Below are 21,695 nucleotides of genomic sequence, written 5' to 3' on the forward strand. Positions count from 1 at the left end.
TCACCTTCCAGAACACATCCCGATGCCAGAAATCGTCATGGACTTCGCCCCCCTCAACGACGATCATGCCATCGAAGAAATTCGATTCGCGTATCTTCTAGATCGTGAAATTACAACATCCGACCTTGATGCGCTCAAGTCTCGGCATCGTGAGATAAGATCTGATCTCCCGGCTGTCCTTCTGGTCGGAGAAGGGAAGGGCAGTTCTATTGAATTCGCGCATGTGAGGCCGGATGCAACTTCATCTTGGTCTGTCGAATTTAAAGAAGATCTGATTTCGGTAGTCTGCACTCGATACACTAGATGGGAGAAAGTATGGTCAAGTGCGGAGAGATTCCTTAATTTTGGGCTGTCGGTCGTGGCGGATGTCCAGAAATGTGCTGTGACTGGTCTCGCCATGAGGGTCACAGACAAGTTCCGGGTTGCCAAGATCGACTACGACTTACACACGCTCTTCCAACGCAACGAAATTCTTCCGGCCGACGTTTTTCAGCGCAGGCTTGTCTGGCATACCCATAACGGGTGGGTGGAGATCCTCGGAAAAGACATGATCGTGCACACCTTACGTGTGGATTGTCGACCGGATGAGCCCGACGTTGATCGAGCTGACGAGGACGGTCTGGAGTTGGCTATCGTGCTTCAGCACGCCCAGCGCTTCCAACCGAAAGACCCGATACCTGCTGAGGGACAGGTTGCCGCTACCCTTTCCCCAGCGATGGCGAGGATGCATATGAACAACAAGGCCACCATGAGCGCTCTTCTCACCGAGGCAATGAGTGGCAAGATCGGCCTGAGCATGGGCGCATGAGACAGACGTCGACGACCCGCACTCCTTTTGACGAGCCGGCCCAACCCAAGCGGCGCCCCCAGCGCGTCTTGCGCAGCCCACATCATGTGAATGTGTCTGCCGATTGGATTCTCCATGGGGTGCAGCTGCCCTTGTCCACCGGGGGTGGGCAGGTGGTGATGAATGGCCTTCACGTCCCTTGCAGCTCATATGAAGAGCTCTGGCCGCGCGACATCGTGGTGCTCGACAAGGTGGTGCTCGACAGGTGGCTCGTGCCATCGCCGGTCGCGCCAGCGGCGCAAGATGTGGTGCTTCTGCCAAGCGTCAGACTGGGCGCATTTGAAGTCGTTGCCGATCAGGGCTTGCTTGACCATCATCTCCTAGGGGATCTGGTTTCTGGCCCGTTTACGGTAGAAGCCCCAGTTGGGGGTGGCGAAGGGCCTTTGGACCGGGCTCAGCGTGAGTTAGCTCGCCTCCAAGACGGCTGGGCCGGCCCTGAATCCCTTGCTCCGCTGCCAAGGGTCCTGGCTGATCTCTCGTCGCTACTGCCTATCCTTCCGGTTCAAGCTGATCCTCCAGAGTTTGAGGTGGATGGCAGCGACGGGACGCTTGCTCTTGTCTGGAATTCTGGTCCTAAGAATTTTTCGTTGATCTTGGTGGGCAACGGGAAGGTTGTTGGGATCATGTCACCTTCCGAAGGCTACCGGGCGTGGACTTTGCCTATTGCCAAAGAAGTTGAGATCGCCGAGAAGCTTGAGGACTCAAGGTTGTCGAGCTTCCTCGGTCTTTAATGCCCCCGTGTGCAGCGATCTGCCCAATCGAAGCGGTTACTCGGGATCCGGGCGTCTCGCCCGGTCCTGTTCAGGACCATGAGGCTCTAAGCAGGGGCCTCTATGCGCCAAGCCATGGCAAGCCTGGCAACATCAAAAATTCCCACCTGCCGAAGAAGGATTTGGCAGCGAGAAAGCTCTCAGTTTGGAGGCTTTCCGATGTTTCCGGTCTAGATGTCGATCGGTTGCGGGAGATGTTGCTCACAAATCAGCAGTTCGGCACCCTCTTTGCCATAGCGTCGGTCAATACGAGGGCGGTCCGAGACTACAACAATGAGCATAAGGACGGTCGCATTCTATGCGTGCGTGATGAGTGTGATGTGGACCACGCTGGAAATAAGCATCCGGCGCACGCGCATATCGCTTTGTGTGATGTAAGCTTTCCGGATCCTGTATCTACTGAGGCAGAAGATTTTCTCCAGACCTGGCGAGATCTGTGTCGCGCGTTTAAAGAGGGGGTGGTATGGCCAGTGAGGCCGTAGCCCGTGTGGGCGGTCGTCGCTCCTAGGTAGCTCGCTGATGCGCCGTACCATCAATGTAGCGAGAACTCTTCGCTTAGCATTCTGTGTCCGGTAGGTGGTTAGGCCGCCCGTTTGGCGATTTTTGCCACGGTCGCGCGGCTGCACCCCGTAGCAGCCTGCACTTGGCTCCAAGACATCCCACGAGCGAGCATATCGGCGATGCTGGCATTGCGCTTGGTGTCCTCCGGACGTCCCTTGTAGCGGCCTTCGGCCTTAGCCTTCGATTGCCCCTCGGCCTGCCGGCGCCGTCGATCCTCAAAATCCTTCCGGGCGACCGCCGCAAGCATGTCGAGCATCATGCCGTTGATCGCTTCGAACATGCGGGCCGTGAAGGCGTCCGCGCCGGCCGTCGCCATCATCCACGATGTCGGCAAGTCAAGGGCGACCACCCGCATCTGACGGGTCGCTAGCTCGGCCTTGAGCTTGTCCCAGTCGGTCGCGGTGAGACGCGACAGCCGGTCCACCTGCTCAACGAGAAGCACGTCGCCAGCCCTTGAGTCCTTGAGCAGCCGGAACAGCTCCGGGCGGGCGAGTGTCGAACCGCTCTCGTTCTCTACGTACCACGCGGCTATGCGCAGGCCGCGTTCATCGGCAAACGTCTCTAGCGCTTCGCGGGCACGGCTCGCATCCTGCTCGCTAGTGGAAGCACGGAGGTAAGCCCGGATGAACATTGAAGCCGCCGTCGGTCTGTTTTGGATGGTTTGCCGATAGCCGGTCTGTTTTGAGCGGTCAAACGATATTTTCTGAACCAGACAGGACCCGGTGCCGGAAAGGCATACCCAAAGCGAACCAGGGCACGAGCCCCAACGACAAGAAACGAGATGACTCCTGATGATGCCCTCGTGGGCCTCGCGCCTTCGCGGCAGTTCGGCCCGTGGGCCCTCGACCTAGAACCGGGTGAACGCCTCGCGCGCCTCCGATCCTTTCGGGCCCTCGCCCGCGTCCTGGCTGGTCCCCGTGCCGCAGCGTTGTGCGAGCACCTGGCCCAGGCCGAGGCCGATCCGGCAGCCCTGGTGCCAGCCGCCGATGCTCTGGACCGTCTGCCGTCCGTAGACATGCGCCGCATCGTGGGAAGCTACGCCGGCCTGGCGCGACCGCTCCCGCCGGCCCGCGCCAGCAAGGCGAGCGGCCCGCAGCTCCGTGGTCGCGCGTGGGTGTCGCCGAGGAAACCCGCCGGCATGCCGTGGGCATGGGCCGCGGTGGCCTAGTCGCGCCGGGTGCTCGACCGCTCCACCCAGGCCAGCCGGTCGGCCAGGGCCATCACGGATTCGGCCACGTCCTGGGCCAGCATCTCGGTGCCCCGGTCGCCGGAGCGCCGGGCCCGTTCTGCCATCTCAAGCGCGGAGCCGTACCACAATACCAGATCATCGCCGGCCTGTAGTCGGCGCCCTGCAATCTCAGCTTCAGTCATCAGCTCGCCCTGTCTCGCAGGGCCTGTTGTGATGTGCGTAGCTCAGAGCTGCAAGAGCATACTCGAAAGTATAAATCGGGTACCCGATTTGGTGTTGCCGCTCGACAACTACGAGGTCAGTTTTTTGTAAGGGTATGTGGGCACCCATTGGGTAGCGCCGACACTAATCCACCCTGCAAAAGCATTTTAATCGGCACAAGAGGGCACGCCATCGAAACGGGGCGGGCACGTCCAGGGACCCGCTAAAATAATCCCTGACCCAAAAACAAGAATTCACGCAAAGTGAACACAACATGTCAGACCAGAACACACAAGCAAAACTTGAGCTAGAGGTGGAGGTGCGTGCGGCCGAGAAGGTCAAGGCGCTGAAATCCGACCTCGACAGCATCGTTTTGACCCTTAAAGACCTCGCCAAGTTGAAGGTGCCGGACAACCTAGCCGCCAAGCTCCAGCCGAACGCGGCCCGCGATGCCCTCAACACCATGAACGCCAAGGCCCAGGCCGCCAGCAAGATTGCCGGTATCGAAGCCCAGGCCTCCCGCCAGCGCCGCGCCGACGCCAGCGCCGAGGCCGCGAGCAGGCGCATGTTCGACGCCGCCGACGTAGCCGCCCTCAAAGCGAAGATGGGCTTTCAGGCCCGCATGGGCCGCCAGCGATACCAGGAGGACGCCGCGGCCGAGCGCCAGCGCCGCGCCTATGATGCCGCTGCCCTCCGGGATTTCCGGGAGCGGTTCGCCTTCGCCACCCGCATGGGCCGTCAACGGCAGGCCGAGGCCCGCGAGTCCGAACGCGCCGAGGCCGCGGCCACCCGCACTCGTATCGCCGGGGAGCGCCAGGTCCGGCAGGAACGTGAGCGGACCCACCGAGAGGCCATCCGCTACGGCCGGGACGCCTTCGGGAAGGGCCGGCAGGCTGTCCGCGAGATCGTCCGCCCGCCCGCCGCGGTAGCAGCCGCCGGAGCCGCTGGGGCCGTGGCAGGCACCCGCCGCGTGCTCCGGGCCGAGGGAGACGTAGACGCCGCCGAGATGAATGCCCGGATCTACGGGGGTCTCTCGTTCGACCTGGCCCGCAAGCTCCGGGACCAGTGGGCCGCCCCGCTGGCCGAGGCCCTTGGCGCCGGGACGGACTCGCTCCTAAACGCCTACACGGAGGCGACCAAGGTCGGCATTCCCGCGGCCGGCGCCCAGGCCTTCGCGGAGCTTGCCACCAAGACCTCGGAGGCGTGGTCCGTCTCCTTCGACGTGGTGACGGACACCCTGGGCACGGTGAACAGCATCCTCACATCCAAGGGCGCGGCCTATGACGGCAGGAAGCTCAAGAGCGTCGCGAACACGCTGCAGTACCTCGCAGCCAAGCAGTCCACGACCCCCGAGAAGCTCATCTCGTTCCTGAAGCGGGGCGCGGGCGGCGCCGACGTGCTCGGAATGAGCATGGAGTCGGCGTTGGCCTTCGGATCGGCCTCGACCTCCCTGGGCAACCAGGCGGGCCAGTCCGGCAGCTTGCTCGACTATATCGCCGGCCGCGTCGTGGAGATGCCGAAGATCACTAAGGGGCACGGGGACCAGGCGAAGCAGGCCCGGCAGCTCGTCGGCGCACTGGGTTTCGGCAGCGCCCAGGCTATGGATGCGAAGCGCCGGTCCAACCCGGATGCGTTCCTGCCGGACCTGATGGAGCGCTTTTCCAAGATTAAGGACCCGCGCAAGCAGGACCAGGCCATCCGGTTCTTCGCAGGCCGCGAATGGCTTGGCGAGTTCGGCCGGATGGTCAAAGGCGCCGACACCTACCGGGAGGCTGTGAAGCTCGCGAAGGAGTCGAAGGGTCTCGACGCCATCGGCCAGGTCTGGGAGCTCCACCGGCTGAAGCTAGCCTTCGTGTTCAAGCAGTTCCGGACCGGCTGGCTCAACATCCTCGGAGAGTTCGGCAAGGTGCTGTCCCCGATGGCGCGCCAGGCGGGGGACTACTTCCTCGAATGGACGGTCAAGCTTCGGGCTGGCGGTCTACAGGCGCGGTTCCGCGCCGCGCTCGACGGCCTGATAGAGGGCCTGGGCTTCCGCAACTTCCCGGCGCTCCTGCGGGGCATCTTCGGCACGCCCGGCGACGGCATGGCGGGGACCGTGGAGTCGTGGAAGGCCTTCGCCCGCGGGTTCGGAGAGGGCATCCGGAACGTTGCGGCCACGATCAAGCGCGTGTTCCAGGTGTTCACGGGCGGCGACATGCGGCCTGAGACGATTGGCCGGCTGGCCGCCGAGATCTTGGGCTTCTCGGTCGCGCTGGTGATCGCCGCGCCCGTGGTGTCGGTGCTCACCGGCCTCGCGACCGGCATCCTGGCGTTCGCCGCGGCGGCCCGCGGGGCCTGGGCCATCATCCAGGCGATGAAGCTCACGCCCGCTGCGCCTGGCCCTGGCGGTGCGCCTGGTGCCGCGGCCGGCGGCGGGTTCATGGGCTGGTTCCGCAACCTGCTCCGGCTCGCCCCGGCGGTCGCGATGCCGCTCACGATCGACCCCTCGAAAGAGGACTCGGACAAGCTGACGAAGCGCCTGGGCGACTGGGCGAAGGGCCAACGGCGTGACGAGCGCTCGACGTGGCAGGACCCGCCCGCACGGGTGCAGCGGCAGAGCGCAAACGAGGGATGGCGCGGACACATCGTGCCGGCGGCGTTCTCGCAAATGGGCGACTTGGCCCAGTCTGTCGGGCGCCTCGAGCGGGCGATGTCCGGCGACCGCGCCCGGTTGCAGCTCGCGAGCATCACCGGCTCGACGGTCTCGGCCCTGAGCCGGGCCACGGGCCTGGGTGGCGGCGCACTCGGCCAGGGCGCCCCCCGGACCGGCTCTGACGGCTGGGTCGGCCCACGCCTGCGGGTGCCAGGCGGCATGTTTGGCGCCGGCAACGCCGGGGGCGGATCGGCCACGAGCAATCCGGCCAACTCGGCGGCCTCGGCGGCCATGTTGGACGCCATTGCCGGCACGGAGTCGGGCAAGGCCGGATATGACGCTGTGCTGGGCAACGGGAAGTACGGCACCCCAAGCAAGCCGGTCTCGACCATGACGCTCGACGAGGCCTTCGCCTTTGGCCGGACCGTCCGGGCGCGGCACGGATCGTCGTCGGCGCTGGGCCGGTACCAGATCGTCGGCAACACCATGCGGGCCGCGCAACGGGCTCTCGGCCTGGACGGCTCGACGGTGTTCGACGCCGCCACTCAGGACCGCATGGCCCGGTGGATCGCCCGGAGCCAGGGTCTCGGCGCCTGGGAGGGTCTGAAGGGCAACCCCCGTGCGATGGCGGCGGCTCAGGCTGCTATGGCGCAGGGCGGGGCGAAGGATGTCCCGGCCGGTGCGGCTGGTGTGGCGAGTTCCGGGAGCGGAGGCCAGTTCGACGGCTTGCGGGTCAAGGGCGGCCAGGCCACGGCCGGCGGCGGCACGGCCGAAGGCGTCACAGACCTAGCGCGGGCAGCGCAAGCCGATCTCCCTGGCGGGGTGAAGCACTTCGGGGCGTTCAATGACCGGTACCATCAGGGGACCGGATCGAAGCACGCCCTTGGGTTGGCCTTCGACACCACCTTGCTCGACCCGTCGAAGTCCGCCGCGGCGGCTGAGGCGATGCGGGCAAAGCTCCGGGCGGCTGGCCTGTCGCCGGAGGCGTTCAAGGTCATTGACGAGTACCGGAACCCCTCGGCGCGCTCGACCGGCGGGCACCTGCACACGCAGTTCAACTCTCGGGAGGCCGCGGAGCGCTATCACCGCTTCGTGGAGGCCCAAGGCGGCGCGACGGTGGCGGGTACCGGGTTCCGGTCGACGGCATGGAAGAAGGCGGTCACGCCCTCGGAGGCCGCATCGGCGGTGGCGCCCAAGCCCACGGCTGACGAGCTCGCCAAGCAGGTGAAGCCGCTCACCGGGAAGTCGTTCGGGTCCGACAAGGGCGGCGCTGGCAGCAGCGGGGCCGGGACCACGATCCACGCCCCCGTGACGATCAATGCCGCCAACCAGTCGCCGGCCGAGCTGGCGGGGACCCTACAGCGGCACGTCGCCCAGGCGCGCAGCTGGCGGGCGCATGACATGGAACCGGAGCTGACCTGAGCGCCCTACCTGCCGGCCTCGACACAGCGCGGGGCCGGTAGCTGAAAGGGGATGAGACAGCCGCTGACGCTGGTGCGCCTGTAAAAAGAGACGCCGGAAAATGGGGTTGCGCCGGTTTCTATCGACTTACAGGGCAAAAACCCGAGCAAACTCAAGGTGTGGCGCTACAACTTATTGTAAAAAAATGCCCGCATTTCGCGATTTTCGGCATCCGTGCTAGACGTCACCCTGAAAAACGAAAAACCCCGCCGTTATGACCCTGGCAGGTCCGGCGGGGCAGCAGTGCAGTTACGTATCAAGCAGGCCTTTTCACTAGCATGGAACTCGCAATCGCGCAAGTCGCGCAGCCGGTAGAACTGCCGGCAATGCAGCATGACCACGACAACGACAATGAATGTCAGGCGATTGACAGGAATGCCTCGGCCGACCAGTTCTTGAACCGGTTCGCTTCCCTCGACCTCGACCTTCAGATCCTCAAGGGCGCCGAGGGTGAAGACCAAGAGGCTTACCAGAAGCGAGCCGACGCCATGCGCCGAAGGGGCAGCTTCGCCCGCGGACGCGCCCGAGATATCGGTCGCCTGCTATGGCACCGGCACGATGGGCCTTGCGAAACGGATGATGCCGAGCTGTGGCTCGCGACCGCGCTCCCGTTCGTCGCCGACGCCGCTGAGTTGATTGGCCTCAGCGCATATGCCGAAGGGCTGGCCTGGGCACGTACGCACTGCCCTGGCTATGTCCGGCGGGTCGGAATGCTCGCGGTCGCTGAGGCCATCGCCGAAATCCTCGAACGCCGCGACGCCGCGGAGAAGGACCGGCACGAGACCAACCGGACATGGGTGCGCTGGCTGCCGGACATGTCGGAGTTGGTAGCGGCCCTGCGCCCGACCTGGGTCGAGGTGACTGGGCTTGGCCTGCGAGGTTGGCGCTGTATCGACCGCCCGGACGAGCAAGAATTGAAAATCCGCGCCACGATGCAGAAGCAAGAGCGGCGGCGCGCTGAGGGCGTCCGGCCGCAGTCAGAGCGGACGAAAACCCGCGACCTCACCGCGCTCGCCACCGAGTTGGGCATGAGCCTCAGACAGGTCCGGCGTTGGGATAAGGCCGGCACCCTGGAAGCAAACGTCACCAAGCGCCGAAATGTCCAAAATCCGTCCGCCCCATATACCCCTCTATCGAGCGGACTGAAATTGGACATCGCCAGCAACGACAACATGGCATCCGTCAGAGAGCCTCTGGACGATGACGATTGGCGCGCCTGCTTCGCCTATCTCGGGACGATCCTGGGCGTGTTGCATGCCGAGGTGCCCCGCTATCAGGAGCGGTATCCGGGCCTCGACATCCTGGCCGTTCTGCCGGCCCTTGATGCTGAGATCGCGGCCATGTCAGATGTCGAGCCGCCCGAAGCGGACTCGATCCTTCAGGAGCTGCTAGAGCTCCGGTACGGGAGCACGGCGGTCGCGGCGTGACTTCCCCGAGGTGGCAACCTGGCAAACAGGTCGCCTCGCTTCGCTCGCATCAACAGCAGCTAGAATTTGATGATGGTGGTTGCCGCAGACGGCGCCGCAGGCGACGGCGAGGGAGCGCGAGCTCGCCGTCGAGCTGTCGAGGGTGGAAAAGCCCTACTGATTCCTAACCGGCTGCGGGCGGCGGCAAGCCTTCATTAACGCCGGGCATGCAGAGTCAATCCGGGCCCGCCACAAAGGAGGTGATCCGGTGTCCTATGAAGCAGTGACGGCCACCCTCGCGGTAGCGGGGGCGGTGGTTGCGGTGTTGCGCGCGGCCGGCAAGCTCTGAGCGCAACATCATACCAGGGGCGGCCTCAGCGGAAACGCTGGGGCCGTTTCCTTTTGTGGGGCCAGCAAGCCCTAGTGCCAACACACTTTACCGACTTCGGTTAAGGAGCGGTTAATATCGTTGCTCTCCTCGACGGATCGCCTTGGACTGCAAGAATTTCTCCTGAAAACTTGACAAAACCGGACGGTTAATATAAGGTAAACCGGTAAGCTGCAGAAGCTTTGACCGGCTCGCCCTCGCGCGGGCCGTTTACATGTCTGGCGCCCCCTGCGCCGTCCCCATCACCTTCTGCCGGCCATCCCGTGACGCTCCTAGTGCTCACGCGCTTCGCTGTGCCCAAGACCCTCAAGAGCCCAATGAAATCCCACGACGACCCCAACGGGGATCTGAACAGCAAGCCGCTGTCCGTGATCCTGCCGAGCCACATTGCCGAAGCGCTCGACGCCGCTGCCGGTGACGCCTTGTGCGGCCTCGCCACCCTGGCACGTCAGCTCATCGCCAGCGGGTTACGCGAGAGCGGACACCTTGCACCCCTCCAGGCGCCGCGCCGGTACCGCGGCAAGCGGAAGGCGGAAGCCGCATGAGCAGGAAGGGCAGAGTCATCAGCTTCACCGCCAGCGATGAGCTATTCGACGTGATCGAGACCATCGCCTTCGACAGCGACGAGACCATGGCCTCCACCGCGCGGACCATCGTCGTCGACTATCTGCGACAGGCCGGAGTGTTCAGCGTCAAGGATCCGGCGCTCAACAGCTCGACCCGCAACAGCTTCGTGCGCCGCTTCATCGCAGAGGGGGGCGCTGCGTGAACCTCGACCACGCCACCACCTTCCTAGAGTCGACTGCCAGGAGCTCCGGCCTCGCGTTCGAGCCGGATGCCTTAAAGGCCGCCGCCGCTGAGCTCGCCGCCACCGTCGACCGCGACGCTGCCGGAACCTTCTCCTACACGCCCGCCGGCTACTCGACCGCCTTCCGCCTCGACAAGGGCCAGCAAGTCGAGATCCCGGTAGGCGAGACCGTCGCCATTCTCATCCGGCGACATGCCCAGGCCGCGGCCCCAAAAGCCCAGGCCCAGACGCCTGCACCGCCCGCGCCATCTTCGGCCCCGGACTGGACCCGGTTCTCCCGCGGACCTGTGACGGACTTCGCCAAGGCCTTCGCCGCGGCTGAGGATGCCAAGATCCTCCGAGAAATCGCCACCTGGGCGAACCCCTGGGCCAAGGGCCAGGAGAACCGGACCCGGCAGGCCGTCATATCGAACCGCAACCCCGCCCTCGCGGCGCAATTCAAAGCCCAGGCCGGAGTCTGAAATGGCCATCACCACCCACCAACCCACGGAACTGGAGCTCCGGCTTGTCGCCGAACGCGAGGCTGCCGATGCCGCGGCGCGGGCTGCCATCGAGGGCCAACGCCAGAAGGCCTACGCCGCCCGCGAGGCCGCGATCCAAGCCGAACGCGAGCGCAAGGCCGAGCACGTTGTGGCTGTAGACCCGTCCCGGAACGCCGCCTCTCTGGTGCGTCGGGCCCTTGGCGCCGACTGGGCGCCCTTTGTCTCGTTCCTGCGGTCCGCTGATCCGGCCCGGCTCAAAGCGCTCCTCCTGAGTATCGAGGCGACCGAGGATGCCAACCGGCAGGCGGCCCAGGTCCGGGAAACGTACGCCGAGACCCGGACTGTGCAGATCGAGACCGCGGCCACCGCGCAAGCCGCTCTCGAACGGCGCGCCGAAGGCCTCGCGGTATGACGGACGCCATTCTGACCGTGGCCGAGATGCAGGCCGAGGCCGACACCCATCGGCAGATCATGGCCATCCGCAGGGCGGCCAGGATCGAGGCCAAGCGCCAAGCGCGCGAGACCGTCGCCGCCAGATTCACGCTAAAGCCGACCACACCCCCGGCCTCGGCCTCGGCCTCAAGCTGAGCCGTGACTTCATAAGGATGGCTCAGGACGCCTGTGAGGCTCTTTGAGCTACCGATGGCGCTCGTGAGCTGCTGCCGGTCTCTAGCAGACGCCTGGAACGCCAAAATCTCAGATCGGGCGCAAGATCTGCTCGCAGACCGGACGGCGGAAATCGCTTACGGAAGCTCGAGACCCACGATTGTGACCAAAAGCTATACGGTCGTGACGTGGGTCCTAATGCCGATCAGCATCCTTGTCATTCAACGAGATGCCGAGCACTGAAGCCGGCAGCGGACCTTCCTCGAAATTCACCCCCGTTAGGGCTGTGCGCCGCTCAGCGGTGCGGCGGATCACGGCCGGGTGAGCCTCAAGCTCAGCGCGAAGTTCCGGGGGAAGGGCTGCACCCCGGATAATCGGGGGATACGACCAGCCCAGCGCACGCTCAGCCCATTGCTCGGGCACCTTAGCCAAATCCTCGGGCTCCGCAAATTTGATTATGCTACGGCCGCCGCTCGACCAAGCAAATTCCAAGTACCCAGAGCCGTAGAGCACCCGCACGGAGGAGAAAAGGTGCCGCATCGCGGTGTTCATGCGCCCGATATCCAAGGGTTGAGCTTGCGCCGCCAGACGGAGTTCCGCCCGTCGATTCAACGATGACGCGTTCTTCGCGATGGCAATACGGCTTACAAGCGCTTTTTCCTTCTCGACTAGCTCCTCCAGCCACCGCTCAACTCGTGCTAAGCTGAGGCGAACGGCACGGGAATTTTGGCCCGCACCTATCGCCTCCACGAAGTTGTCGCGCCGTAGCTCCTCCTCGCGGATGATCTGCCGGACTTTCGACAACTCGGACTCAATTTTTTCTAGGTCGCTCCAAGGCGGCCCGGCCTCCGCAAGCCAGCCAGCGTTCTCGCGAATTCCGTTTTCGACTGCCTGGAGCGAGACTGCCCGATACCGGCACTCGCCTCCGCCCTTCGCAAGCGTGCAGACGAGGAACGGCTTGCCGGCCTTCGCCTTCGATCCCTTCGTAACCCTCGTCATTGTGTTGTTGCACATCGGGCAGCGAGCAAGGCCGCCGACGATGTTACGCACTGCCCTCGAAGCGTGTCGGCCCCGCTGCGGGTTGGCTGAGCCCGCCTTGAGCGCTTGGATCGAATCGCGCACTTCGGGCGAGATGATCGCCGGAAAATAGCCTTCGATGGGCTCTTGCCGGGTGCGGACCTTGCGCCCGTCAACATGCTCTTGTGTGTATGGGACCAGCGTCCCGCCGACCGCCGGGTTGGTTAGAATTTTGATGACCGAGGTCCGGTGCCAATGCGTCGCCTTCCGGGAACCGTTGCCGAAGGGCGGCACACCATCACGATTCAGCGTGGCCGCGATCGAGTGTTCTCCGATCCCCAGGTTCGCCAACCCATAGATGTGCCGGACTACTTCAGCCCGGTCTTCGCGGACGCGCCATTGGCGGTCAGCCGTCAGCTCCAGCCAGGCCGGGCCGCGGGCTGTGATGGGGCGGGTGTCCGCGGTGGCGCGCTTGTTTTCCCAGGCAGCCTTCAAGCGACGCGACTTGGTCGCGCTTTCCTCGTTGGAACGGATGAAGATCATCAGGGCGAGCATCAGCGACATGGGATCGTCGTCGATGCTCTCGGCGGTGTACGCCTTGCCATCACTCAGAGTGACGACGGTGATTCCGGCCTCCACAATGTTTTCGAGGGCTCGCAATGCCTTACGCGCCGCCTGACGCGAGATGCGGTCCAAGCTCTCCACCAGGAGGTAGGATCCCTGAGCGACGACGCCGTCTTTGACCGCGGTCAGGAACTCGCCCAGACGACCCGTTTCGGCGTTGCGCCCGCGGAAGGCCGAGACGCCCAGATCCGCGAAGGTCAACGCCTCATCAAGATCTAGGTCATGCCGAATCGCGTAGTCCCGTGCCAAAGCCGTCTGCCGCCGAGAGCTGTCGCCCTTAGCCTGCTCAGGCGTCGAAAACCGCAAATAGGAGTACGCCTTCGTCGTCATTGGGCCTCCCAACGCCGCGTTTCGCATGCGGGTCTTCACGTCGTCAACATGTTGATGAACGGGCCGCCCGGCTCGGGCAAGTCGATGCTGGCGGCGCGTCTTCCCTCGATCCTGCCGCCGCTCACGCCGCGCGAGCTGCTCGACATCTCCGTGATCCAGTCGGTGGCGGGCGCGCTGAAGGACGGGGCGCTCTCGAACCGCCGGCCGTTCCGGCAGCCGCACCATTCCGCCTCGATGGCGGCCCTGGTGGGGGGCGGCCTCGGGGCGCGGCCCGGTGAGGTCTCCCTGGCCCATGGCGGCGTGCTGTTCCTGGACGAGCTCCCCGAATTTTCCCCGCAGGTGCTCGACAGCCTGCGCCAGCCGATGGAATCCGGGGCGGTGATGATTGCCCGGGCCAACCACCGAATCACCTACCCGGCGCGGTTCCAGCTGGTCGCGGCGATGAACCCGTGCCGCTGCGGCCACGGTCTCGAACCGGGCTACGCCTGCCGGCGCGGGCCGAACGCGCGCTGCATGGCGCAGTATCAGGCGCGGATCTCCGGCCCGATGCTCGACCGAATCGACCTGCGCGTCGAGGTGGCGGCGGTGACGGCCGCTGACCTGATCCTGCCCGCGCCGGCCGAGGGCTCCCGCGAGGCGGCCGCGCGGGTGTCGGCGGCCCGCGCGCTCCAGGGCGCGCGCTACGCCGCGCGCGGCCTGCCGGAATCCACCACCAACGCGACCTGTCCCGCGACGCTGATCTCGGACGTCGCGAGCCCCGACGCCGACGGGACGGCGCTGATCCGCCAGGCGGCCCAGAGCATGCGCCTCTCCGCCCGCGGCTTCCACCGGACGCTGCGCGTCGCCAGGACCCTGGCCGACCTCGACGGCGAGGCGCAGGTCCGCCGGCTCCACCTCGCCGAGGCGCTGTCGTACCGCGGCCGGGGCGACAGCGCGGCGGCCGCCGCTTGAGCGCCGGACCGCGCGGCCCGGCCGACCTGACGGTCACGATCGGCCAGCACAGCAGCGCCGGCCGCAAGGCCGCCAACCAGGATTTCAACGGCGCGCTGGTTCCCGTCCAGCCGGCGCTGGGCCTGAAGGGGATCGCGGTCGCCCTCGCCGACGGGATCAGCAGCAGCGCGGCGGGCGCGGCGGCGAGCGAGACCGCGGTCAAGGGCTTCCTCAGCGACTACTACGCCACGCCGGACACGTGGTCGGTGAAGACCTCGGCGCAGCGCGTGATCGCGGCCACGAATTCCTGGCTCTACGCCGAGACGCGGCGCGGCGCCGATCCGAACGATGCCGACCGGGGCCACGTCACGACCTTCGACGCCCTCGTGCTGAAATCCCGCGTGGCCCACCTCTTCCACGTGGGCGATGCCCGGATCTGGCGGGTGTCCGGCCGGTCGCTCGAGCAGCTCACCGAGGACCACCGGGTCGTCGTCTCCGCGGCGGAATCGTATCTCGGCCGCGCCCTCGGAGCGCAGGGCCGCGTCGAGATCGACTACCACGCCGTGGGCGTCGAGGCCGGTGACACCTTCGTGCTGACGACGGACGGCATCCACGAGCATGTCCGGCCCCGCGACATGGTCGCGGAGATCGCGCGGGCCGGGACCCTGGATGCGGCCGCGCGGGCGATCGTCGAGATGGCCCTGGCGGCCGGCAGCCCGGACAACCTGACGATCCAGATCGTGCGGGTCGAGACCGTGCCGGAGGGCGAGCCGGCCGACCTCCTCGGCGAGGCCGACGGTCTGGACCCGGCGCCGCTCCTCGACCCGCCCGCGGAACTCGACGGCTTCCGGCTGCTGCGGATCCTCCACTCCGGTCCGCGAAGCCGCGTCTACCTGGCGCTCGAGGCGGAGACCGGTGCGCAGGTCGCGCTGAAGGTGCTGTCGCTGGACCTGCGGGACGATCCCGCCCAGCGGAAGCGCTTCGTCATGGAGGAGTGGATCGCGCGGCGGATCGACAATCCCCACGTGCTGAAGGCCCATCCCCAGGCCGGCCGCCGCAGCCACCTCTACACGGTGATGCGCTACGTCGAGGGCCAGACCCTGACCCAGTGGATGCGCGACCACGCGGCGCCCGAGCTGGAGGCGGTGCGGGGGCTCGTCGAGCAGCTCGCCCGGGGCGTGCAGGCCTTCCACCGGCGGGAGATGGTCCACCAGGACCTGCGGCCCGACAACGTCCTGATCGACGCGGCCGGCACCGTCCAGATCATCGATTTCGGCGCGACCCAGGTCGCCGGCGTCGTCGAGGGCGACCCGCGGATCGACCCGGCGGAGATCCTGGGCACGGTGCAGTACACGGCGCCGGAGTGCTTCCTCGGCGCCCCGGGGACCGCCCAGTCGGACGTCTTCGCGGTCGGCGTGATGACCTACCAGATGCTCACGGGGCGGCTGCCCTACGGCGACGCGGTGCCCCGGGCCCGGACGCGCGCGGCGCAGCGGCGGCTGCGCTACGCGTCGGCGCTGACCGTGCGCCCGCTGCTGCCGGTCTGGGTCGACGGCGCGCTGCGCAGGGCCGTCCATCCCGATCCGCAGCGGCGCTACGCGACCGTGTCGGCCTTCGTCCACGACCTGCGCCACCCCAACCCGGCCTTCACGGATGGCCGGCGGGCGTCGCTCCTGGAGCGCGACCCGCTGCTGTTCTGGCGCCTGCTGTCGCTGGTGCTCGGGCTCGTCGCGCTGGTGCTCGCGGCGATCCTGATCGCCGGCCCGCGTCGGTGAGCCCCGGCTCGCGTCTCAGGGATCCAGCTCCGGGTAGCGGCGGAAGATGCCGTCCTCGTTGAACGGGATCCGGCGCGCGCTGGCGAGGTAGGCGGCGAGCCGCGGGCGCCGCGCCACGGTCTCGTGGAGCCGCGCCACCTGCGGGGTTCTCCGGAGGGCCGCGGCGGTCGCCTTGGGGAAGGCGTAGAGCAGGCCGTCGACGAGCTGGAACAGCGACAGGTCGGCGTAGCAGAGATCCGCGCCGACGAGGCGGCGGCCGCCGTTGGCCGCAAGCACGCGCTCGAAATAGCCTAGATATTTCGGGATGCGCTCGCCCCGGAATTCGGCCGCCCGGCGCAGCGCCTCGGCCTTCTGATCCGCGTAGTACAGGCCGACGCCGACGGGATGGTGGGTGTCGTGCGCCTCGTCGACCGCGTCGGCGACGGTGAGCTGGAGCTGATGGGTCCAGATCCGGTCGCGCTCCGACGGGCCCACGAGCCCGAGGCGCGGTCCGAGATAGAGCAGGATCGCGGCGCTCTGCCCGACGACGACGTCGCCGTCGCGCAGGAAGGGCGGTGCCAGGGGCGGTCGCGGATCGGCGGGGTCGGACAGTCGGTCGAGCATCGGTCCGATGCCGCCGGAATCGTCGTCCTGGCGGGCCACGTCGACGTAGTCGGCGCCGGCCTCCTCGAGGGCGAGGCGGACGAACTCGCCGCGCCCCTGGATCATCGGCCAGTAATGGAGCTCGTAGGGCATCGCCGCCTCCGGGTCGGGGAAGGCGCGGCGACCCCGGACGGTTCCCGCTCAGTTGTTCTCGGCCGGCTCCTCCGCCGAGGCCTTCTCGAGCGGCGGCTCGGCGCTGGCGACGGCCTTGCGGGCGAACATCGGCTGAAGGCGCTCGGCGAGCTGCTGGTCCAGATGCTTGACGTACGCGCCCTTGAAGTAGCGCTCACCGGTCTTCGCGCCGTAGAGGTTGTCGTGGGTCCGGATCATCGCGGCGACCTCCGGGCGGCACAGGAAGCCCGTGATGCCGACGGCCTCGTACCAGCGGCCGGCGCGCGCCTCTGCCGTCGCCTTCGGGTTCGACAGCACCGTCTCGGCGAAGCACGCGGTGGCGGCCTGCCGCAGCGGCGCCAACAACTTCTCGGCCTCCGCCGCGTTCACCTTCGGGGCGGCCGGGTTCCGGTGAGGCCGCGCCTCGGCGGCCGAGACGAGCGCGAGGACGGCGAAGGTGGCGAGGATCGAAGTCTTCATACGGGCGGCCTCGTCGGGTGTCCGAACCGTGTTCAGCTCTCGCTCATGATTGCGTCGGGATCGGGGCTGGCGGTTCGGTCCGGGTGCCCGATTCCGGGCAAGATCCGGGCTGTTTCGCGACGGCCACAGCCGCGCTCAGCCGCGCCGCTCCGCGTTCCAGTGTCCCCGGCAGGCGAGGGCCCCGGTCGAGACCCAGGTTCCGGCACCGAAGCCGTCCGAGCCCAGGCGTCCCCGCACGTCGGCGGTGGCGGCGCCGTTGGAGATCGAGCCGCGGATCGCCCCGTTCCGCGCGACGCCACCCTCGACCACGAAGGCGGTCCCGATGAAGCGCGCTCGCCCGCGCTCGATCCGCACCGGGTAGCGGTAGGCGCGGTCGCAGTTCCCCGTCTCGGTGATGATCTCGACGCTCCAGGTGCCGTCGAACCAATCGGGCAGGGCGGCGCGGGGGGCGGACGCGGCGGGCAGCGTACCGGCGAGGAGCAGGGCGACGGCGATGCGGGGCGTCATGCGGATCCGGAGTGCCGTGGGCTTCGGGGAGACCGGCGCCCCGTCAGCGCGGCGCCTGCGGCGCGGGCGTCCGCATGGCCGCACGGAGTGCCGCGTTGAGGAGAGCGAGGAGGTCGCAACCGACATGCAGGAAGGCGGCCACGCCCGCCTGCTTCAGCGGCTCGGCCAGGTCCGTCGGCTTCCCGGCGAGGTAGACTGGTCCGGCGCCGGCCCCGGTGAGCGCCTCGGCGGTCGCGACCGCGCGCTCGGCGTAGATCCCGTCGGTCGAGCAGATGCAGGCGAGGCTGGCGCCGGATTCCCGGAACGCCTGCGCGGCCGCCTCGGCGTCGGGGAAGCCCTCGTTCGACAGCGCCTCGAGGCCGCCGGCCGCGAAGGCGTTGGCCGCGAAGGTCGCCCGGGCATTGAAGGCCGCCACCGGGCCGAGATTGGCCAGGAACACGACCGGCCTGCGCCCTGTCTTGGCGAGGAAGGCGTCCGAGGCGTCGCGCAGGGCCTCGTAGGGCTCGGCGAGGCGCTGGGACGGCAGCGCGTCGCAGGCGACCGCCGAGCCCGCGCCGAAATTGGATCCGAGCACCGCCGCCACGGGCTGCACGTCGAGCACCGTGACCGGCTTCTCGGGGAGGTTCGGGAACTCGCTCGCCCCGGTGAGCGGCTCGCGGCGGGTGGCCACCGCCTTGGCGCGGGCCTCGCGGGTCAGCTCGATCCGCCGCTGGAGCTTGCCGACGCTGAGCGAGGCGACGATCCCGCCCTCGGCCTCGATCGCCTGGAACGCCGCCCAGCCCGCCTCGGCGAGCTCGGCCGTCAGGGCCTCGAATCCGCCGGCCCCGGCCGCGGGGTCGCTGACCCGCGCGAGGTGCGATTCCTCGATGAGCACGATCTGGCTGTTGCGCGCCACGCGCCGGGCGAAGGCGTCGGGCAGGCCGAGGGCCTGCGTGTACGGCAGGACCGCGACGCTGTCGGCGCCGCCCATGCCGGCCGAGGCCGCCGCCATGCCGGTCCGGAGGATGTTCACGAACGGGTCGCGCTTGGTCATCATCCGCCACGCGGTCTCGGCGTGGAGGCGCAGCGGCTTCGGCTCGAGGCCGCAGGCCTGCTCGACGCGCGCCCAGAGGCGCCGCATCGCGCGGAACTTCGCGACAGTGACGAACTCGTCGGCATCGGCCGCGAGCAGCACGGCGACGCGGTCGCGCGCGCTCGCGAGATCGTGACCGGCCGCTTCCAGGGCGCGCAGGTAGGCGACGGCGGTGGCGAGCACCGCGCCGAGTTCCGCCGCCTCGCCGGCGCCGGCCTCGTGGTAGGGCCGGCCGTCGGCCAGGAAGGCCCGGCCGCGGAAACCCGCCGCCTCCAGCTCGGCCACGGCCTCGGCGAGGCGGGGCGCGATGTCGGTCCAGACGGCTCCGAGGCTGCCGGTGGCCGCCAGGACGCCGACGGGATCGAGCCCCAGATCGACGTCGTAGGTCGAGAGATCCTCGCCGCGGCGCTCCGCCAGCGCCTTGATTAGCCGGGCCACCTCCAGGCCGCGGCCGCCGGCATCGATCCGCAGGGCGATCAGCGGCAGCATCACGCCCTTCAGGGCGGCGTCGAGCTCCTCGACGCTCGCCGCGGTGAGACCGTAGCCGCGGGCGCCCGGCGCACCCGCGACGGCGAGCACGAGGGCATCGGCCCCGCCCTCGAGGTCGGTGAGCGCCTGCGTGTTCGCGGTTCCGATGTCGGGATGGTCGACCCGCTGGGCGATCCGCCAGGGTCCGGGCTCGCGCACCGGCTGCGCCGCCGGCTCGGCCGGTCCGTAGAGGGGCTCGATCCGCAGTCCGTCAGCCGTCCGCGACACCAGCCGCTTCTCGAAATCGGCGCCCTTCAGGACGCCTTCGACGAGGCCGAGCCAGCGCGCCCGGTCTGCGGGCTCGAAGAGGTCGGCGAGCGGTCTGTCTTCCATCGGTACGTCCCAGGGCGCGGCGTCTTCTGCACCGCTTTCATGCGTTTGCCTCGCACGCCGCTCCGCCGCTGGCAATCGCCCGATGGTTGAGGAAAGCTCAAGCCGCGGATCACCGATTTTTGAGTGATGCGGCGCAGGTGCGGTGAGGGGCACCTGCCGATCCGGATCGCGAGTCCGAGCCGCTGCCGGCGAGCCCGGGCCGACCGAACGGGGCGCGATCCCGCCCGCGTCAGCCGAGGATGATCAGGCCGGCGAAGCCGAGGGCGCCGACGATGATCCGCCACCACGCGAACAGCCAGAAACCGTGGCGGGAGACGTAGTCGAGGAGAAACCGCACCACGAACAGCGCCGAGACGAACGACACGATGAAGCCGATCGCGATCAGCCCGACATCGTTGCTCGAGAGGTATTTGTAGTTGTCGAGCAGGTCCTTGGCGAAAGCGCCCGCCATGGTCGGCATCGCGAGGTAGAACGAGAACTCGGTGGCCGAGCGCTTGTCGGCGCCCATCAGCATCGCGCCCACGATCGTGGCGCCCGAGCGCGAGACGCCGGGGATCATCGCCAGGCACTGGAAGATGCCGATCTTCAGGTCCATCGGCAGCGAGAAGTCGTAGACGTCGGTCTTCTTCACCTCGAGGTCGGTGTCGTCGATGACGAGGAGCACGAGCCCGCCGGCCACCAGGGTCGCGCAGACGATCCACGGGTTGAACAGGTAGGCCTTGATCAGCTTCGAGAAGAGGCCGCCGATGATCGCCGCCGGCAGGAACGCCACCAGGATGCCGAGGACGAAGCGGCGCGCCTTCGGATCGGACGGCAACGCGGTGGCGATCCCCAAGAGGCGGCGGAAATACACCAGCAGGATCGCCAGGATCGCGCCGAGCTGGATCAGCACCTCGAAGGTGTTGTTGGGCGAGTGGAAGCCGATGAAGTGCCCCACCAGCAGCTGGTGGCCGGTGGAGGAGACCGGGATGAATTCGGTCGCCCCCTCCACCAGGGCGAGCAGCACTGCCTTGCCGATGCTTGCCGGATCCATCGCGACGCCCTGTGCCGCGCGCGCGGAGGCCCCCGTCGGGCCACCGCCTGCCACGCGAAATGGTTGTACCCGAGGCTTCGCCGATCAGGGTTGACGGGCAGTTACCGGGCCGGGCCGCGCGTGTTAAGGGCTCGGCAACGGTCGGGCAATAACGCTCGGTCCGAAGTCCTCTGCGCCGAAGACCCGCGCTTCAGGACCCACGACGAGCGCGGGACCGGCCGCGCTGGCAGACCGAACGTCCCGCACGGCCTCGATGGCAACCCTCTACCATTTCCCCTTCTGCGCGAATTCCCGTTTCATCCGTCTCGTGCTCGCCGAGATGGGCATGGAGCCGACGCTGTTCGAAGAACGGCCCTGGGAACGGCGCGACGACTTCCTGCTGATCAACCCGGCGGGCGTCACGCCCGTGCTGCTGGAGCAGAACGGCCTCGTGGTTCCCGGCGCCGGCGTCATCGCCGAGTACCTCGACGAGACCCGCGGCCTGGGGCTCTCGGGGCGGCGCATGCTACCGGAGGACACCGTCGAGCGCGTGGAGGTACGGCGCCTGCTCGACTGGTTCCTGGTCAAGTTCGAGTCCGAGGTGACCGCCTACCTCGTCAACGAGAAGATCTCGAAGCGCTTCATGTCGGCCAACGAGGGCGGCGGCCCGCCCGACATGAACGCGATCCGCGCGGCGCGCTCCAACGTGCGCTACCACCTCAAATACATCGGCTACCTCATCGCGCGGCGGCGCTGGATCGCCGGCGACAACCTGACCTATGCCGATCTCGCGGCGGCCGCCCATCTCTCCTGCGTCGACTACCTGGGCGACGTGCCCTGGGACGAGGACGAGATGGCGCGGAACTGGTACGCCCGCGTCAAGTCGCGGCCCTCGTTCCGCGCCCTGCTCGCCGACCGGGTGGCCGGGATGGCACCGGCCGCCCACTATGCGGATCTGGATTTCTGAACGCCCGACGGACCTA

Annotated in this window: 19 protein-coding genes and 1 pseudogene; 12 read left to right on the top strand and 8 right to left on the bottom strand. The window is 67.6% G+C overall.

Features of this window, described 5'->3' with window-relative positions; all coding sequences use genetic code 11:
- Window positions 1–37 precede the first annotated feature (37 nt).
- Entirely contained in the window at window positions 38–808 is a 771-nt protein-coding gene (locus tag LXM90_RS07770) for a hypothetical protein (RefSeq protein WP_234082263.1), read from the top strand.
- Window positions 805–1,578 carry a hypothetical protein gene (locus tag LXM90_RS07775; protein ID WP_234082265.1) on the top strand — a complete coding sequence of 258 codons (774 nt, stop codon included), beginning with the start codon at window positions 805–807 and terminating at the stop codon, window positions 1,576–1,578. Before LXM90_RS07770 ends, LXM90_RS07775 begins: the two co-directional genes overlap by 4 nt.
- A gap of 619 nt (window positions 1,579–2,197) precedes the next feature.
- Here the strand turns inward: LXM90_RS07775 and LXM90_RS07780 are convergent.
- The gene (locus LXM90_RS07780; RefSeq protein WP_234082268.1) at window positions 2,198–2,809 is read right to left on the bottom strand and encodes a recombinase family protein; all 612 of its coding nucleotides are present in this window, start codon (window positions 2,807–2,809) and stop codon (window positions 2,198–2,200) included.
- A gap of 533 nt (window positions 2,810–3,342) precedes the next feature.
- Window positions 3,343–3,471, bottom strand: a complete 129-nt coding sequence (locus LXM90_RS31885) for a hypothetical protein (RefSeq protein WP_267965792.1) — start codon at window positions 3,469–3,471, stop codon at window positions 3,343–3,345.
- A gap of 371 nt (window positions 3,472–3,842) precedes the next feature.
- Here LXM90_RS31885 and LXM90_RS07785 point away from each other — a divergent pair, with 371 nt between their 5' ends.
- The 7 genes from LXM90_RS07785 to LXM90_RS07815 all read left to right on the top strand — a co-directional run bounded on the left by LXM90_RS07785 (window position 3,843) and on the right by LXM90_RS07815 (window position 11,333).
- Complete coding sequence (locus tag LXM90_RS07785) at window positions 3,843–7,622, top strand: phage tail tape measure protein (RefSeq protein ID WP_234082271.1); 3,780 nt, start codon at window positions 3,843–3,845, stop codon at window positions 7,620–7,622.
- A 317-nt stretch (window positions 7,623–7,939) separates the two neighbouring features.
- Window positions 7,940–9,088, top strand: coding sequence for a hypothetical protein (locus LXM90_RS07790; protein WP_234082272.1), 1,149 nt, complete (start codon window positions 7,940–7,942; stop codon window positions 9,086–9,088).
- A 684-nt stretch (window positions 9,089–9,772) separates the two neighbouring features.
- Window positions 9,773–10,000, top strand: coding sequence for a hypothetical protein (locus tag LXM90_RS07795; RefSeq protein ID WP_234082275.1), 228 nt, complete (start codon window positions 9,773–9,775; stop codon window positions 9,998–10,000).
- A complete protein-coding gene (locus tag LXM90_RS07800) occupies window positions 9,997–10,224 on the top strand; it encodes a hypothetical protein (protein ID WP_234082277.1) in 228 nt (75 codons plus the stop codon). Before LXM90_RS07795 ends, LXM90_RS07800 begins: the two co-directional genes overlap by 4 nt.
- On the top strand, window positions 10,221–10,724 hold the full coding sequence (locus LXM90_RS07805; RefSeq protein WP_234082278.1) for a hypothetical protein: 504 nt from the start codon (window positions 10,221–10,223) through the stop codon (window positions 10,722–10,724). Before LXM90_RS07800 ends, LXM90_RS07805 begins: the two co-directional genes overlap by 4 nt.
- A gap of 1 nt (window position 10,725) precedes the next feature.
- Window positions 10,726–11,157 carry a hypothetical protein gene (locus LXM90_RS07810; RefSeq protein ID WP_234082280.1) on the top strand — a complete coding sequence of 144 codons (432 nt, stop codon included), beginning with the start codon at window positions 10,726–10,728 and terminating at the stop codon, window positions 11,155–11,157.
- Window positions 11,154–11,333 (top strand): hypothetical protein, encoded by a 180-nt coding sequence (locus LXM90_RS07815; protein WP_234082282.1) that lies wholly within the window; start codon window positions 11,154–11,156, stop codon window positions 11,331–11,333. Before LXM90_RS07810 ends, LXM90_RS07815 begins: the two co-directional genes overlap by 4 nt.
- A 213-nt stretch (window positions 11,334–11,546) precedes the next feature.
- Here the strand turns inward: LXM90_RS07815 and LXM90_RS07820 are convergent, their stop codons facing one another.
- Window positions 11,547–13,322: a recombinase family protein gene (locus LXM90_RS07820; protein WP_234082284.1), complete on the bottom strand. Its 1,776-nt coding sequence runs from the start codon at window positions 13,320–13,322 to the stop codon at window positions 11,547–11,549.
- Window positions 13,323–13,340: 18 nt separating this feature from the next.
- Here LXM90_RS07820 and LXM90_RS07825 point away from each other — a divergent pair.
- Both LXM90_RS07825 and LXM90_RS07830 read left to right on the top strand, forming a co-directional pair.
- Window positions 13,341–14,273: pseudogene (locus LXM90_RS07825) on the top strand (YifB family Mg chelatase-like AAA ATPase); the annotation flags it as partial.
- Complete coding sequence (locus LXM90_RS07830; protein WP_020094657.1) at window positions 14,270–16,027, top strand: bifunctional protein-serine/threonine kinase/phosphatase; 1,758 nt, start codon at window positions 14,270–14,272, stop codon at window positions 16,025–16,027. The pseudogene LXM90_RS07825 and the gene LXM90_RS07830, both read left to right, overlap by 4 nt.
- Before the next feature lie 15 nt (window positions 16,028–16,042).
- Here the strand turns inward: LXM90_RS07830 and LXM90_RS07835 are convergent, their stop codons facing one another.
- From LXM90_RS07835 to LXM90_RS07855, 5 genes are all read right to left on the bottom strand, one after another.
- Window positions 16,043–16,762, bottom strand: a complete 720-nt coding sequence (locus LXM90_RS07835; RefSeq protein ID WP_020094656.1) for a glutathione S-transferase family protein — start codon at window positions 16,760–16,762, stop codon at window positions 16,043–16,045.
- 48 nt (window positions 16,763–16,810) lie between these two features.
- Window positions 16,811–17,260, bottom strand: a complete 450-nt coding sequence (locus LXM90_RS07840) for a hypothetical protein (protein ID WP_020094655.1) — start codon at window positions 17,258–17,260, stop codon at window positions 16,811–16,813.
- A 135-nt stretch (window positions 17,261–17,395) separates the two neighbouring features.
- A complete protein-coding gene (locus LXM90_RS07845; RefSeq protein WP_234082288.1) occupies window positions 17,396–17,767 on the bottom strand; it encodes a hypothetical protein in 372 nt (123 codons plus the stop codon).
- Window positions 17,768–17,810: 43 nt separating this feature from the next.
- Window positions 17,811–19,700: a methylmalonyl-CoA mutase subunit beta gene (locus LXM90_RS07850; protein WP_020094653.1), complete on the bottom strand. Its 1,890-nt coding sequence runs from the start codon at window positions 19,698–19,700 to the stop codon at window positions 17,811–17,813.
- A 229-nt stretch (window positions 19,701–19,929) separates the two neighbouring features.
- Window positions 19,930–20,733 (bottom strand): undecaprenyl-diphosphate phosphatase, encoded by an 804-nt coding sequence (locus LXM90_RS07855; RefSeq protein WP_020094652.1) that lies wholly within the window; start codon window positions 20,731–20,733, stop codon window positions 19,930–19,932.
- A gap of 253 nt (window positions 20,734–20,986) precedes the next feature.
- Between LXM90_RS07855 and LXM90_RS07860 the strand changes: the two genes are divergently transcribed.
- On the top strand, window positions 20,987–21,679 hold the full coding sequence (locus tag LXM90_RS07860; protein ID WP_020094651.1) for a glutathione S-transferase family protein: 693 nt from the start codon (window positions 20,987–20,989) through the stop codon (window positions 21,677–21,679).
- Window positions 21,680–21,695 lie beyond the last annotated feature (16 nt).

The organism is Methylobacterium oryzae (assembly GCF_021398735.1).
Classification (GTDB): domain Bacteria; phylum Pseudomonadota; class Alphaproteobacteria; order Rhizobiales; family Beijerinckiaceae; genus Methylobacterium.